This is a genomic window from Flagellimonas hymeniacidonis (assembly GCF_008040165.1).
Classification (GTDB): domain Bacteria; phylum Bacteroidota; class Bacteroidia; order Flavobacteriales; family Flavobacteriaceae; genus Flagellimonas; species Flagellimonas hymeniacidonis.
Map to the genome: position 1 here is coordinate 1,480,889 of NZ_VRUR01000002.1, position 13,973 is coordinate 1,494,861.

13 protein-coding genes are annotated in these 13,973 nt (G+C 35.0%); 6 read left to right on the forward strand and 7 right to left on the reverse strand.

The genetic code is table 11. The features are described 5' to 3' along the window. Entirely contained in the window at positions 1 to 1,131 is a 1,131-nt protein-coding gene (locus FVB32_RS15570) for a glycosyltransferase family 4 protein (protein ID WP_187269597.1), read from the forward strand. A gap of 23 nt (positions 1,132 to 1,154) precedes the next feature. Next, positions 1,155 to 1,784 carry a sugar transferase gene (locus FVB32_RS15575; RefSeq protein ID WP_147744751.1) on the forward strand — a complete coding sequence of 210 codons (630 nt, stop codon included), beginning with the start codon at positions 1,155 to 1,157 and terminating at the stop codon, positions 1,782 to 1,784. Between the two features lie 12 nt (positions 1,785 to 1,796). Here the strand turns inward: FVB32_RS15575 and FVB32_RS15580 are convergent, their stop codons facing one another. Further along, on the reverse strand, positions 1,797 to 2,582 hold the full coding sequence (locus FVB32_RS15580; protein ID WP_147744752.1) for a hypothetical protein: 786 nt from the start codon (positions 2,580 to 2,582) through the stop codon (positions 1,797 to 1,799). Between the two features lie 112 nt (positions 2,583 to 2,694). Between FVB32_RS15580 and FVB32_RS15585 the strand changes: the two genes are divergently transcribed. The 4 genes from FVB32_RS15585 (at position 2,695) to FVB32_RS15600 (ending at position 6,841) form a co-directional block, all read left to right on the forward strand. Further along, positions 2,695 to 3,333 carry a sugar transferase gene (locus tag FVB32_RS15585; RefSeq protein WP_147744753.1) on the forward strand — a complete coding sequence of 213 codons (639 nt, stop codon included), beginning with the start codon at positions 2,695 to 2,697 and terminating at the stop codon, positions 3,331 to 3,333. A gap of 188 nt (positions 3,334 to 3,521) precedes the next feature. Continuing rightward, positions 3,522 to 4,634 (forward strand): GNAT family N-acetyltransferase, encoded by a 1,113-nt coding sequence (locus FVB32_RS15590; RefSeq protein WP_187269598.1) that lies wholly within the window; start codon positions 3,522 to 3,524, stop codon positions 4,632 to 4,634. A gap of 69 nt (positions 4,635 to 4,703) precedes the next feature. Continuing rightward, positions 4,704 to 5,792, forward strand: coding sequence for a GNAT family N-acetyltransferase (locus FVB32_RS15595; RefSeq protein ID WP_147744755.1), 1,089 nt, complete (start codon positions 4,704 to 4,706; stop codon positions 5,790 to 5,792). Then, on the forward strand, positions 5,789 to 6,841 hold the full coding sequence (locus FVB32_RS15600) for a GNAT family N-acetyltransferase (RefSeq protein ID WP_147744756.1): 1,053 nt from the start codon (positions 5,789 to 5,791) through the stop codon (positions 6,839 to 6,841). Before FVB32_RS15595 ends, FVB32_RS15600 begins: the two co-directional genes overlap by 4 nt. Before the next feature lie 14 nt (positions 6,842 to 6,855). Here the strand turns inward: FVB32_RS15600 and FVB32_RS15605 are convergent, their stop codons facing one another. The 6 genes from FVB32_RS15605 to cysD form a co-directional block, all read right to left on the reverse strand. Then, positions 6,856 to 7,809, reverse strand: a complete 954-nt coding sequence (locus FVB32_RS15605; RefSeq protein WP_147744757.1) for an SGNH/GDSL hydrolase family protein — start codon at positions 7,807 to 7,809, stop codon at positions 6,856 to 6,858. Between the two features lie 2 nt (positions 7,810 to 7,811). After that, entirely contained in the window at positions 7,812 to 9,026 is a 1,215-nt protein-coding gene (locus FVB32_RS15610; RefSeq protein ID WP_317132218.1) for an MBOAT family O-acyltransferase, read from the reverse strand. A 246-nt stretch (positions 9,027 to 9,272) separates the two neighbouring features. Then, positions 9,273 to 10,001, reverse strand: coding sequence for a class I SAM-dependent methyltransferase (locus tag FVB32_RS15615; protein WP_147744759.1), 729 nt, complete (start codon positions 9,999 to 10,001; stop codon positions 9,273 to 9,275). A gap of 15 nt (positions 10,002 to 10,016) precedes the next feature. Further along, on the reverse strand, positions 10,017 to 11,705 hold the full coding sequence (locus tag FVB32_RS15620) for a carbamoyltransferase family protein (protein WP_147744760.1): 1,689 nt from the start codon (positions 11,703 to 11,705) through the stop codon (positions 10,017 to 10,019). A 100-nt stretch (positions 11,706 to 11,805) separates the two neighbouring features. After that, positions 11,806 to 13,059, reverse strand: coding sequence for a sulfate adenylyltransferase subunit 1 (locus tag FVB32_RS15625; protein WP_147745085.1), 1,254 nt, complete (start codon positions 13,057 to 13,059; stop codon positions 11,806 to 11,808). Between the two features lie 7 nt (positions 13,060 to 13,066). Then, positions 13,067 to 13,972, reverse strand: coding sequence for a sulfate adenylyltransferase subunit CysD (gene cysD, locus FVB32_RS15630; protein ID WP_147744761.1), 906 nt, complete (start codon positions 13,970 to 13,972; stop codon positions 13,067 to 13,069). Between the last annotated feature and the right edge of the window lies 1 nt (position 13,973).

A 13,973-nucleotide genomic window follows, 5' to 3' on the forward strand; every position in this document is an offset into this window, starting at 1 on the left:
ATGAAGAAAAAGATATTAATCATCTGTTCTTATGATGGATCCTTAATCACATTTAGAGGCGATTTCATCCAGGATTTGGTTAAAGAAGGGTATTCTGTATATGCAGCTGCCCCTGAAATGAGTTCCAAAGTAAATGAGAAAATAAAAGAATTTGGAGCTTCTCCTCTTTCATTTCAGTTAAAAAGAACTGGCCTTAGCCCTTTTAGCGATATCCGATCAATGCTTCAGTTAAAAAAAATAATCCAGAAGCACCAAATTGATATCGTATTCCCGTACACAATTAAACCTGTCATTTATGGTTCTATGGCCGCAAATTTATCTAGGACACCAGTTGTTTCACTCATAACGGGTCTAGGTTTCACGTTTACAGGTATTTCATTAAAAGCCAGACTATTGCAGAGCATTGCAGAGTTTTTATATAAAATTTCTATACAGAAAAACAAACTAGTTATATTTCAAAATAAGGATGACGCTGAATTATTCCGAAAGAGAAACATCTTGTCTAATATCCAAAACACAAGTGTAGTCAATGGTTCTGGTGTAAACTTGGATAGATACTCATATAGAGAGAATACAAACACTACAGGCGCAGTTAAATTCTTGTTTGTGGCTCGGTTGATTCGAGAGAAAGGAATTCACCTTTATATTGAGGCAGCCAAAATGCTAAAGTCTAAATTTCCTATGGCCGAATTCCATATCATTGGAGCTCCAGACAAATCACCTTCTTCTATAAATATTAAAGATTTAACCCACTTTCATGATAATGGAGTTGTGATTTACCATGGACGTCAGAACAACGTTTCATATTTTCTAGGAAAGTCAGATATTTTTGTTCTCCCAACATACTATAGAGAAGGTGTTCCACGGTCAATCTTAGAAGCTTTATCAGTTGGATTACCGATCATAACAACAGATAGTCCAGGCTGTAGGGAAACCGTTGTAGGGAGTGAAAATGGGAAATTAATTTCACCCGGAAGTCTCGAAGAACTTGTAGGTGCGATGCAGTTTTTTCTTGAAAATCCATCCGCAATACATCAAATGGGGATATCCAGTCGTGAACTGGCTGAAAAAAAGTTCGACGTAAAAATCATCAATAAAGAAATTATAAGTAGTTTAAACCTTCATCTCTAGTGATTAGATTATAATCTGGACAAATGGTCAAAAGTTTTTACACTCTACTACTGAAACCTCTTGCAGACTTTGTGCTGGCATTGACCTTGTTAGTTCTACTTTTTCCAATCGGATTTTTTACGAGCATATTATTATACATCTCCAATAACGGAAGTGTTTTCTATATGCAACCAAGACCAGGAAGATATGGTGAGATTTTTACCCTTATCAAGTTCAAGACCATGAACGATGCTGTTGATGAAGATGGATATTTACTATCGGATACCGTTAGATTAACCCCCATTGGGAGGAAAGTAAGGGAACTATCCTTAGATGAACTTCCCCAATTAATCAATATCTTAAAAGGTGAAATGAGTTTTATCGGGCCTAGACCTTTGTTGAAAAGCTATTTGCCATATTATTCTGAAGAGGAACATAGGAGACATGATGTAAAACCGGGCATCACTGGTCTTGCCCAGATTTCAGGAAGAAATCAGTTGTATTGGGACAAACGAATGGAAAAAGATATTGAATATGTTAACACTATTTCTTTAAAAACAGATTTGGTAATTTTGTTTAAAACAATTATTAAAGTAATCAAACGTGAAGACATTGAGGTAGATCCTTACTCTAAAATGGTAGATTTCATAACCTTTAAGAAAATGCAGAATTAAAAAACTTTGAAGCTAGTTACACGACATTTTGTTTGGGTTCCTAAGCTGGTCTGTTAGCTCTTTATATATTGAATCTATTTCCTCATTTACATATTCAAATTTTTTGGCTTTGTTCTTATTTCTTGATGCTATTTTTGGTTCAGAGTCAAGGCCAATCAATTTGTCAATAATTGGAAGTTGTTCATCAATTTTGTTGAGATCTATGTAAACAACTTTGTCTAAAAGTGCTGTCTTTTTTGTGAAATCCATATAAAAATCCAGCATAGTATTAATTATCAATTGTTTGCTGGCTTCATCTTTTTTCAGAAAATCCGTCAAATCCACACCCACTTTATTTCTCCAAAAAAGTTCATTCAGATAGTCAAATTTGAGATAGTCAAGAATTCCCCAATAATTGATTACAGAGTTTATCCATTTTGAAGGAGATCGTAAAATACATACATAGGTCAGATTTTTGGCAATATCATTCCTTGATAGCTCTTCCAAATATGCCGACCAAAAACCTGAACATTCCAATTTAAGGTTCAAAAAGTTCTTACGCTTCTTAAAAAATTTATCGAAATTTCGGTCAAGCCTTTGTAAACTGAGATACTGCATAGGTTGTTGCCGAACATAATTACTTTTATAGCAACTACTTAGATAATATGTACCTGTTTTAAAAGGAGAAATTAAATAGACGGTATCACTATTAGTTTGCGGATAGCGTTTGAAGTTCATTTTTGCCAAATCCAGGACAGATTCGCTATTTTTTGCCAATTTGGCCAAAGGGGATGACAATACAAGTTTTTTGAAATTCATATCTAAAATACCTGACAACAAAAAAAAATAACCGTTATCCGATTTATTAGCAAATATCTTTTTTTTTACGAACATTTGCCTAAAATACTAACGGACTCAAAAGCATTACTGAATGAGAAAAGTTAAGTTACAAATTTATTTGTCCTTCAAAAGGTTTTTTGATTTTATTACTTCCTTACTTGCCTTTGTTTTCCTTTTTCCGATTTTCTTTTTGGTTAGTGCGCTCCTTGCATTCCAAAATAATGGTTCAATTTTCTTTATTCAAAAGCGACCTGGCCTCAAAGGGAAAATCTTTAAGATAATCAAGTTCAAAACGATGAATGACAAGACAAATTCAGACGGAACATTGCTATCAGATATGAAAAGAATAACGCCAATAGGAATTTTTATCCGTAAGTATTCTTTGGATGAAATTCCGCAACTGATCAATGTAATGATGGGTCAAATGAGTCTGGTTGGACCTCGTCCTCTTAGAGAAGAGTATCTTCAGTATTACTCTGAAGAGCAAATGAAAAGGCACGATGTTAAACCAGGGGTAACCGGATGGGCCCAAGTAAATGGAAGAAATACCATTTCTTGGGAACAAAAGTTTGATTATGATATTTATTATGTGAACCGTATGGGGTTTTTACTAGATCTGAAAATTTTGGTACTTACTTTTAAAAAGATATTTTTTCCCAGTGATGTGAATACCGATGAAAATGAAACCATGTCCTTTTTCATGGGTACCAAACCAGAAATAAACAATTAGCTTTTAACTCCAAAATATATAAAATCGTGTTAAACCACTATAGAGATCATTAGAAGAGAATGAAAAACCAACTAAATAGTTCTAAGGCCTTTTTAGAGACCTGGATAAAACATTTTAGCAATGATCACAATTTGTGCAAGTTTGAAGTATTTCCAAATATTAACTTCGTTGAGACAAAAAAAAACTTGATGTATCAAATGCTTGGCGGAACAATGGCGCCAGCGGTGTATTATAATCTTGATCCAGTCAAAAGCCAAGACTTGATAAAAAAGGTGATGATACTCTACAACATACCCAGCTACTATGAAATAGCACCACAGAATATACCTCTTGACAACCGTTTCAAATGCAAAGTCGTTAAAGAATACCAAGGATATCTCTGCAATTTAAAAAATATAGGCAATGTGGAGTCGTACCTTAAGGAAAAGCTATCTGCCAAGGCTTTAAAAAATTTTAAGACTAGAAAAAAAAGACTAGAAAAATGTTTTGATATTTCTTATGTAAGTCATGATCAAAACATTGATAGACAAACTTTTAATCTGATTTTTTCTAAATTTAAGATTTTACTCAAGAAAAAGTTTGATGAAAAAAAGGAGTATTTTGAGAGCCTGAAACCCAAAATTTGGGATTTCAATCATGAGTTGGTCTATAATTTGTTGAAAGAGAAGTCCGCCACACTTGATGTAGTCTACAATGGAAATAACCCCATTTCTATCCGTCTAATCTATCATTTTGGCAAGATATCCCATGCAATCACACCGGTCTATGATAGGAACTATGCCAAATTTGGCCTGGGTACTGTGGGCCTTATCAAAAGTATTGAATATTGTTTAGATAGGGGAAGTGAAAAATTTGATCTAGGCAAAGGTGAATATGGGTACAAGAAAAATTGGACCGATGAAATTTATCAACATGAACATCATATTTATTATGACAATTCATCCATTTCATGTAAAATATTGATGTTTGGCAAAAGTCTTAAATTTCGTTTGATACAATCCTTAAGGAATGTTGGTTTTAACAACCTATATCATGCCATTAGGTTTTACGCAATAGTTGGTATTAAAAAAAAGGATAAAAAAGTTTCTCTATCAGATATTGAAGATATTGTGGAAATTAATTTAGAGGGGAACGAAAAGGTGGATTTTCTTGATAGCAAAAATGCACCTTTAATGAAAGGAGTTGTGGAATTCATTTATTCATCCCAAGAGCACTATAGCAAAATTTCGATTTTCAAGTCAAAAAGTAACAGAAGGTACTATATAAGGGGAGAGAGAAAACAAGTCTGTTTAACACTGTAGTTGATTTTATAGAACTTACAAATTTGGATTCGATTAACGCTTTTTCATTTGTTTTAAATTTTAATAATAATGGTGTCACAAACAGAACTCAAAGCTCTCGATCTTCGGCAAAAAGAATCTCTTAAATCATACACTGAGTTGCTAAACAGTATAGATTTCCTAAATCCGTTTCTTAGATTGGAATTAATAGTGCATGATGCTGAAGAAAATAAAATACCCTATTCATTCATATACTTTGAAAAAGGTGAACCTAAAATATTAATGCCTTTTTTTCTAAGGCCCGTTGAGCTTCTTAAGGATACCAAATATTTTGACGTCGTTTCACCATATGGATATGCAGGACCTGTTATTGCAAAAGGCACAGATTACCTCATGATAAAGGATTTCTGGGAAAAAGTGGATGATTGGTACCTGAAAAACAACATCATCTCTGAGTTTATGCGATTTTCCTTGAATGGAAATTACCAAGGTTACAATGGTAATCTTGTCCACACACTTTATAATGTATCTGGGGTCATTGAAGATGAACAGTTACAGTGGATGAATTTTAAATCCAAAGTGCGAAATAATTACCGTAGGGCAGTTTCCAATAATCTGACCTTTAAATTATTTCACCAAAACATTTCAAAAGATGAAATTAAGGTCTTCTACTCAATCTATACCTCGACGATGAAAAGAAACCTTGCAAAGAAAAATTATTTTTTCGAAATGAAATATTTCGAAAATTTCATTAACCAGAACCCTGATAAGTGTCTGCTGGCATTAGTTTATAAAGATGACATTGCCATCTCTACTGAATTGGTACTTATTTACGACAGAACATTATTCTCCTTTCTTGGTGGAACGCGATCAGATTTTTTTCAAACCAGACCCAATGATTTTCTAAAAATAAATGTCATGAAATGGGCAAGGCAACATAATATGAAAAACTACGTTCTAGGTGGAGGAAGAAGCGATAACGATAGCCTTTACCAATATAAAAAATCCTTCTTCCCAAAACAGGAAGATGTAGTCTATTTTACAGGTAGGAAAATTGTGCATCCAGAAATATATCAAGCCCTGGTATTGGCCAACAATCAATCTGAATCGGCCAATGAGACCTTAAATCTAGACTCAACAGGTTTTTTTCCAAAATATAGAGAAAACAAAAGTCAATGAAATCCGAACTAACTGCTGTTACAGAAAGGGAACAATGGAATAGCGCTTTGGAAAAACATAAGGTCTATGATTTCTATCATACTTATGGTTATCACCAACTATCAAAAAAAAAAGAAGAAAAAGCTGTTCTTTTGGCGTATGACAATATTGGAGTCACTATTCATCTTCCATTACTGATTAGACCTGTACCAGGTCAAACCAATGTTTACGACGCAACTTCAGTTTATGGTTATCCTGGACCATTATGCACTGGACATTCTATTTCTTCAGAAACAATTACAAGTTTTAAAGCTTCTTTATTAGATTTTTTTAGAGAAAACAACATTGTAAGTGTTTTTTCAAGACTAAATCCTTTTATCCCCAATCAAGAAATTGTTCTACAAGATTTAGGTGATATAGAGATTCTAGGTTCAGTTGTAAATATTGATTTAACAAAGGATGTAGAAGAGCAAAGAACTTTATTCTCAAAGACAACCAAACGCTACATTAATAAGGTAAGGAAAATATGTACAACAAGGATTAGCAAAGAAAAAGAAGATATATTAAAGTTCATTGAGCTTTACTATGAAAATATGGATAGAGTAAATGCTGACCAAAGTTATTATTTTGATTATGACTACTTCTTTAATTTCATACATAGTCCAGACTTTGAGACCGACGTTATTTTTGCAGAATTAAAAGATACGGGGAAAGTTATCTCGGCGGCCATGATGGTCAAGACCAATAATATTATCCAATATCATATATCTGGGACGCTTAATGACTACCTAGAAATAACCCCAATTCGTCTTTTAATAGATACAATGCGTATCCGTGGAACTGAGCAAGGATACACTTTTTTTAATCTAGGTGGTGGATTGGGAAGTCAAAATGATTCTCTTCTACGTTTCAAATCTTCCTTTTCCAAGGATTTTAGAGATTTTAAAGTTTGGAAATTGATTGTGGATCAAACAAAGTATAATCAGTTGACTGGGCCTAAAGCAGAAAAAGTCAATTCGCTCGACAATACTTTCTTTCCATTGTACAGATATGAACTGACTAGTAAATAATCTAGGGACGAAGACTAATAAGTACTCCGGACGTATTCTGCAACTAATTCCGCAATAAGTTGTCTCCCATTATCATTCCAATGTTGATCATAAATCAAGGTTGTTGGTAGTTCCGAATCATTCAAGTCTTTTCCAAAATCAATTGATTTGAACTTATTTTCATCTAGGAAGCTTAGAAATTGATTTGGGCAAAGACTATAGTCTAATAATAGAACATTTTTCTGCTTGTCATAACCGTATTGGTCTACCAATATTTTGAAATTTTGAATTCTAGTGGCATAGGTATCCTTTACAATAGGCGTTGAGGACAACTTTCTGGTCCTACTTCCTTCTGCGAAGAGACTCAAAACTCTTGAAAGTGATTTAGTGATTGGGTCAACAAGGCCAATATCCTTTAAATAAACTATTGACTTAACATGTTTGGCTAGCCTACTTATTGGAGTATCTAAGGACAGTCTATTTGAGTGTTTATATTCTGACCTCTCAAGATCATCCGTAAAACGCATATAAATAACAACATGGTCCATTTCTTTAAAAATATCCCTATAAGCCTGGATAAGATGTAGCTGATCGGCCAAATCATAACCAGCATAGCCAAACTCGTAGACCTTGATGGAATCTCCTAGGCTTCTTTCTATCTTTTGACCTAGAGAACGGTGGTAATCTTGATGAAATCCTTCTATGAAGGAATCTCCGACCAACGCAATATATTTTTCTGGGTCTTTAATATCATATTGGTCGTAAACCGAATTAAACCCAAAAGAATTAATTCGATAATGCCCAACATTCTGCCTCCTATTGCCTACCACAGAATAGTCTTCTTGATTGGACATCCACCTTTCCACCTGCCGATCATCTAAAAACCGTACTGGTCTTTCATTGTGTAGATGAAAAATGCGAACCAGAAGTTCTAAACACAGAAAGAACAAAAGCACATATATAACAAAACGCTTGAGTAGCTTTATCATAATTAAAATTGAAAATATATAAATGATCTATCCACACCATCATCATAAAACAGTATAATCAGCAACAACAAGCATAGATAACACACCAGTCTTAAAAAACGATATTTAAATCCCAGTGGATTCCGCTCGTCTTTCCGAATACCGTATTCAAAAAGTACAAAACAGGTTAACAAGATATAATAATCAATCATTCGATATCCTCTAGGATGCAGGTACGAATCCCAAGAAAAATGGAGTAGTAAACGTTCAAAATAACAAAAAGCATCACTCAGTGTTTCGCTCCTAAAAAAAATCCAGCCCAAAGTAACTAAACTAAAAGTACATATCATACGGGGGGCTTCTGAAAGAAGGTTTGAAAAAGATTTTAAAACATTAGAGGTACCCAAATACCTTCTGTTGCTTTTAAGATAAAAAAGAGGTAAAAACAAAATAGCATGGAACAAACCCCAGACAACATAAGTCCAATTAGCACCATGCCATAACCCACTAACCAAGAAAATTACAAAGATGTTTCTTACTACAAAAATTCTTCTAATTTTAGATCCCCCTAAAGGAATGTATAGGTAATCGCGGAACCAAGTAGATAATGATATATGCCACCTGCGCCAAAATTCAGCTATATTGCGAGAGAAATACGGAAACTTAAAATTGGACATGAGCTCAATACCAAAAAGCTTAGCTGTTCCGATTGCAATGTCGGAGTATCCTGAAAAATCGCCATAAATCTGAAAACCAAAAAAAAGAGCTCCAAGTACCAAGGTTGAGGAGGGGTACGAAGCGTGATTAAGAAAAATATCATCGACAATTGGCGCTAAAGCGTCAGCAATTGCAACTTTTTTAAAGAGTCCCCATAGCATTAAGCGTAACCCTTCTATTTGCTGTTTGTATAAAAATTTACGAGGATTAACTATCTGTGGTAGTAACCTAGATGCCCTTTCAATTGGGCCGGCTACCAGTTGTGGAAAAAAAGCTACAAAGGTTGCAAAAGAAATTAAACTGTTTGTAGGCTCCAGGTTTCTACGGTAGATATCAAGTGAATAGGAGAGTGTCTGGAATGTATAAAATGAAATGCCCACTGGAAGTATAACTTTTAGCATCCAAGATGACTCCAATTGAAAGCCGAAAAAAGCAAAGGAGGCCACAAAAGAATCCACAAAAAAATTGAAGTACTTAAAAAAAACCAAGATTCCAATATTAAACCCAATACTTATACCCAAGTAAAGACGTTTTTTTTGCTGTGATCCTGAATAATAAATTGCTCTGCCTACGATAAAATCTACGAGTGTAGAAATGAGGATTAGAGACAAAAATCGGTAGTCCCACCATCCATAGAACAAGTAACTAGCGACAAGAAGCCATACATTCTTTTGCTTGGTTTCACGAAAAAAAATCCAATAAGCCAAATATACGATGGGAAGAAAAACAAAAAAATCCAAACTATTGAACAACATAATTATATACTGTTACAACTGTTTCTTACAGATTAAATATATGTTTGGCCAATTCTTAGGGGACAATTGTGCCCCTTGATAAGAATTCAATACCTCAAATCCCACTTCTTTGAAAAGTTCGTTCATTTCCTCTAGACGATACCATTGGATACAAAACTGATCTTTTTTAAAAAACCTGTAGTTGATTTTACCATCGATGACAAGTTCTGGGATACCTCTGTATTTGGGTTTTGTTCCTTGAAGCAAAAGTGCTATTTTTCTTAGGAAAAGTAACACTCCATTATACCATCTGGCATTGAAATCCATAAAACTGAAAACATATATTGCCTTATCGCTACCCACTCTAATTGCTTCTTCTAAAGCTTTCGGTAATTCCGAATGGGGTACCATACTAAGTATCTGTTGAAAGTAAAACAGATAATCAAATTTTGAATCTTCATAACAGGTAAGTTCAATTGCATTGGCTTGAACAAAATCCACTTTGGAGTTAAGCTCATTTGCCCGATGTTTTGCTTTTGACACCATAGCCTCTATGATATCAAAGGCGTAAACATTTTTAACACCCAAGGATTCCAAATAGAAAGCTATTACACCAGATCCTGTGCCTGCTTCCATGGCCTTACAATTCATTTTTTTAAGCACTTGACCAATAAGTTTTTTTTCTGTCGTGTTGACATGAGATCTATCAATCCAGTTATTGATTGTATGTGTTTCATAATTCTCTGAAAAAAAACTTTCCATATGGTATAAAGTTATCTACTTAACAAGTACATAGTTTCCAATTACCAAAGCATCCAACCCTGTGGAATAATAACATCTTATGGCATCCTTTGGGGATTCTACCACAGGTTCTCCTTGAATATTGAAACTAGTATTTAGTACTACAGGAACTCCTGTTTTTGTGCCCAGTTTTTGAATCACATCGTAATATCTAGGATGCAGTTCCTTTTTTACCGTTTGAAGACGTGCGCTTCCATCCACATGAGTTACCGCAGGGATAACACTTTGCTTTTCTGGCAGTACATTACATACTTTCAGCATAAATGGCGCTTCTACTTCAAGGTCAAAAAATTCATCCTTTGCTTCTACAATTGCTGAGGGAGCAAAAGGACGATATGCCTCTCGAAATTTAACCTCAGAGTTTATTTTGTCTTTCATATCAGGAAAAGCAGGATTTGCCAAAATACTTCTGCTTCCCAAAGCCCTTGGGCCAATCTCCATCTTACCTTGGAACCACCCTATGATTTTACCTTTTTCTAATAAAGAAGCGGCTTCTTCACAGATATCTTCACAATATTCGTAATCCAGTTTGGCTCCCTTTAGAACTTTCTCTATCTCTTCGTTGGTATAGCCTGTACCTACATAAGGGTCCATATGCTCAAAGTTTCGATCTTTCTTAAATATGCCATTATAAAGGTAATAAGCCGCCCCAATAGCTGTGCCATTATCACCAGCAGCAGGCATTACATAAATATCTTTAAACTGACTTTCGCGGACTATACGTCCATTCATAACACTATTCAAAGAAACACCTCCAGAAATGACAAGGTAATCCGCTTTCGTTTTTTTATGCAGTATATCACACATTTCCAAAACTCTATCTTCCAATACTCTTTGAAAAGCTGCAGCCAAGTCCTTGTGACGATCTTCAAAATCTTCCCCATGTTTTCTACCTTTACCAAATGTATTGTAAAATTTGGGTGATAATCTTCGCCATCCCATGTTCTGAAAGTTAAAATAGCTAAGGTCAAAGTGCAATTGACCTTTTTTATCTACCCTTACCATTTTAGCTACTTTTTCTCTATAAATCTCTGGGTTTCCCATTGGTGCCAACCCCATGGTCTTCCCTTCATCGTAACTTGTTCTAAACCCGCAGAACTGGGTAATTGATTCATAAAAGGATCCAAGTGAGTGGGGAAAGAAGGATTCACCAAGGCATTGCACCTCATTATCTTTTCCATAACCTAACCAAGTAGTCGCCCATTCACCAGAGCCATCAATTCCCAATAAGGCTGCCTCTTTGTAAGGTGAAACAAAGAAAGATCCTGGGGCATGACTATAATGATGAGGGATAAAGTGAACCTCTGGACCTTCTTTTTTATTATTGTAGTGGTACTTATACCAATTCCAAAAACCCTTTTGTTTGTTATAAGCGTGAACAAACTCGTGGTTGATGAATGGTTTTACAGTCTTTAGATTTTTTATAGAGTGGAATAACTTTTTGCTCAGGTTATGACTGGGCTTAATGGATACCGCAATATGATCAATATCTGAATAACTAAGTCCAGCTATTTTAAGGCAACGAGATATTGCCATTTGTGGGAAAACACGAGTATGCTTATCCCTGTTTAATCGTTCTTCTTCTATAGCAGCAATTAGCTGACCATCCACAACAATACATGCGGTAGAGTCGTGAAAATAGTAATTAAGTCCAAGTATAATCATAATAAATAATGTTAGTTAGGCATTTAAAAACAAGTTGAGAATTTTCTTTCAAGTATAATTTTTACAAATAAGTCTATGAATGTCAATACTTTTATGCAAACTAAATAATCATTCCAGCAGCTACAGTTTCATTAGTACTTTCATCCACCAAAATTATGCTTCCAGTCAACCTATTCTCACGGTATGAATCCACCATAAGCGGTTTTACGGTTCTTAGTTTAACTTTGCCAATTTCGTTCATTCCAAGAGAGGAAGCATCTTTTATCCTTGAAAGAGTGTTAACATCAATTTTGTAAATAATCTCCTTAATCATGCCAGTTTGAGCATTAGTTGTATGTCTCACGATATATTTCGTTTTTAATCTTATTTCTTCTTTATTCAACCAGCAAAGCATTACTTCCAAATCTTGAACAGCCTCAGGCTTATTTTTTGAACGCACTAGCATGTCCCCCCTTCCAACATCAATATCATCCTCCAAAGTAACGGCAATTGACATTGGTGCAAAAGCCTCTCTTAAATTGCCCGAAGGACCATTGATTGACTTAACCTTAGATGAAAATCCAGAAGGCATCGCAGTAATTGAATCGCCTACTCTTAAAATCCCACTGGCCAAGCGACCAGCATAACCTCTATAATCAATAAAATCATCGCTCTGTGGCCTTAAAACAGTTTGCACAGGAAATCTAGTGTCCACCTTATTTATGTCACTTCCAATGTGCATAGTCTCCAGAATGTGTAGTAAAGGAGAACCGTTAAACCATTCCATATTCTGGGAACGTTCAACCACATTATCACCGAACAAAGCGCTTATTGGTACAAAACGAACATCTTGAACAAAAAGTTTTGAGGAAAAGTCTTCAAACTCACCAACAATATTGTCGTACACATCTTCCTTATAGTCTACCAAATCCATTTTGTTTATGCAGACAATCAAGTGAGGGATTTGAAGTAATGAGGCAATAAAAGAGTGGCGTTTTGTCTGTTCAATAACCCCATGTCTTGCATCAACTAAAATTATTGCAACGTTTGCCGTTGATGCGCCAGTAACCATATTTCTTGTATATTGAATATGACCAGGAGTGTCTGCTATTATAAACTTTCTTTTTGGTGTTGTAAAGTATCTGTAAGCAACATCAATAGTGATTCCTTGTTCCCTTTCATCCTTAAGGCCGTCAGTAAATAATGCAAGGTCTATTTGCTCATGTCCTTTTTTTGTACTTGTTTCTTTAACTGATTTAAGTTGGTCCTCAAAAATAGATTTGGAATCATATAAAAGCCGTCCAATCAAAGTGCTTTTTCCATCATCAACACTTCCAGCTGTAGTAAATCTTAATAGTTGATTGTTCATTTCCATACTGTATTTAAAAGTACCCTTGTTTTTTTCTATCCTCCATTGCAGTTTCTGAGCGTTTGTCATCACTCCGATTACCCCGCTCAGTTTGTCTCATAGCGGAGACTTCTTGGACAATTTTTTCTAAAGAATCGGCATCTGACTCAATACCTCCAGTAATAGTAATATCGCCTAAAGTTCTAAATCTGATTTTTTTGGTTTCTATTATCTCGTTTTCTTCGAGCCTTAAAAATTCAGATTTTGGAATCCAAGAATCGTTCCTCCATACTACTTCCCTATCATGAGCTAAGTATAGTGAGGGAATAGAAATTTGCTCCCGTTTTATGTAATTCCATACATCCATTTCAGTCCAATTACTTATTGGAAATACCCTAAAGTGTTCCCCTTCGAAACATTTTCCATTAAAAAGATTCCATAGCTCAGGACGTTGATTCTTAGGGTCCCATTGACCAAACTCATCTCTATGTGAAAAAAAACGTTCCTTTGCCCTTGCCTTTTCCTCATCTCTTCTTCCACCCCCAATGGCACAGTCAACATTATTTTCTTCTATAGCATCCAAGAGTGTTGTGATTTGTAGGGCGTTGCGGGTCGCGTTCTTCCCTTTTTCTTCCTTTACTCTACCTCCATCTATCGATTCTTGTACTGATCCCACTATTAGTCTAACACCCAATTCTTTAATTAAGTCATCTCTAAATTTTATAGTTTCAGGAAAATTATGGCCCGTATCGACATGCATAAATGCGAAAGGAATTTTGCTTGGATAAAATGCTTTTTTTGCAAGATGCGATACAAGGATGGAATCTTTTCCTCCCGAGAACAGGAGCACAGGATTTTGAAATTGGGCACAAACTTCCCGTAACACATAAATTGCCTCAGATTCAAGTTCATCCAAATAATTTAAATGGTAGTTATTCATT

What these genes read in the sequence shown, in the direction of transcription:
- FVB32_RS15570 (WP_187269597.1), top strand. Translation starts at nt 1, where the DNA reads ATGAAGAAAAAGATATTAATCATCTGTTCTTATGATGGATCCTTAATC.
- FVB32_RS15575 (WP_147744751.1), top strand. Translation starts at nt 1,155, where the DNA reads ATGGTCAAAAGTTTTTACACTCTACTACTGAAACCTCTTGCAGACTTT.
- FVB32_RS15580 (WP_147744752.1), bottom strand. Translation starts at nt 2,582, where the DNA reads ATGAATTTCAAAAAACTTGTATTGTCATCCCCTTTGGCCAAATTGGCA.
- FVB32_RS15585 (WP_147744753.1), top strand. Translation starts at nt 2,695, where the DNA reads ATGAGAAAAGTTAAGTTACAAATTTATTTGTCCTTCAAAAGGTTTTTT.
- FVB32_RS15590 (WP_187269598.1), top strand. Translation starts at nt 3,522, where the DNA reads ATGTATCAAATGCTTGGCGGAACAATGGCGCCAGCGGTGTATTATAAT.
- FVB32_RS15595 (WP_147744755.1), top strand. Translation starts at nt 4,704, where the DNA reads ATGGTGTCACAAACAGAACTCAAAGCTCTCGATCTTCGGCAAAAAGAA.
- FVB32_RS15600 (WP_147744756.1), top strand. Translation starts at nt 5,789, where the DNA reads ATGAAATCCGAACTAACTGCTGTTACAGAAAGGGAACAATGGAATAGC.
- FVB32_RS15605 (WP_147744757.1), bottom strand. Translation starts at nt 7,809, where the DNA reads ATGATAAAGCTACTCAAGCGTTTTGTTATATATGTGCTTTTGTTCTTT.
- FVB32_RS15615 (WP_147744759.1), bottom strand. Translation starts at nt 10,001, where the DNA reads ATGGAAAGTTTTTTTTCAGAGAATTATGAAACACATACAATCAATAAC.
- FVB32_RS15620 (WP_147744760.1), bottom strand. Translation starts at nt 11,705, where the DNA reads ATGATTATACTTGGACTTAATTACTATTTTCACGACTCTACCGCATGT.
- FVB32_RS15625 (WP_147745085.1), bottom strand. Translation starts at nt 13,059, where the DNA reads ATGGAAATGAACAATCAACTATTAAGATTTACTACAGCTGGAAGTGTT.
- cysD (WP_147744761.1), bottom strand. Translation starts at nt 13,972, where the DNA reads ATGAATAACTACCATTTAAATTATTTGGATGAACTTGAATCTGAGGCA.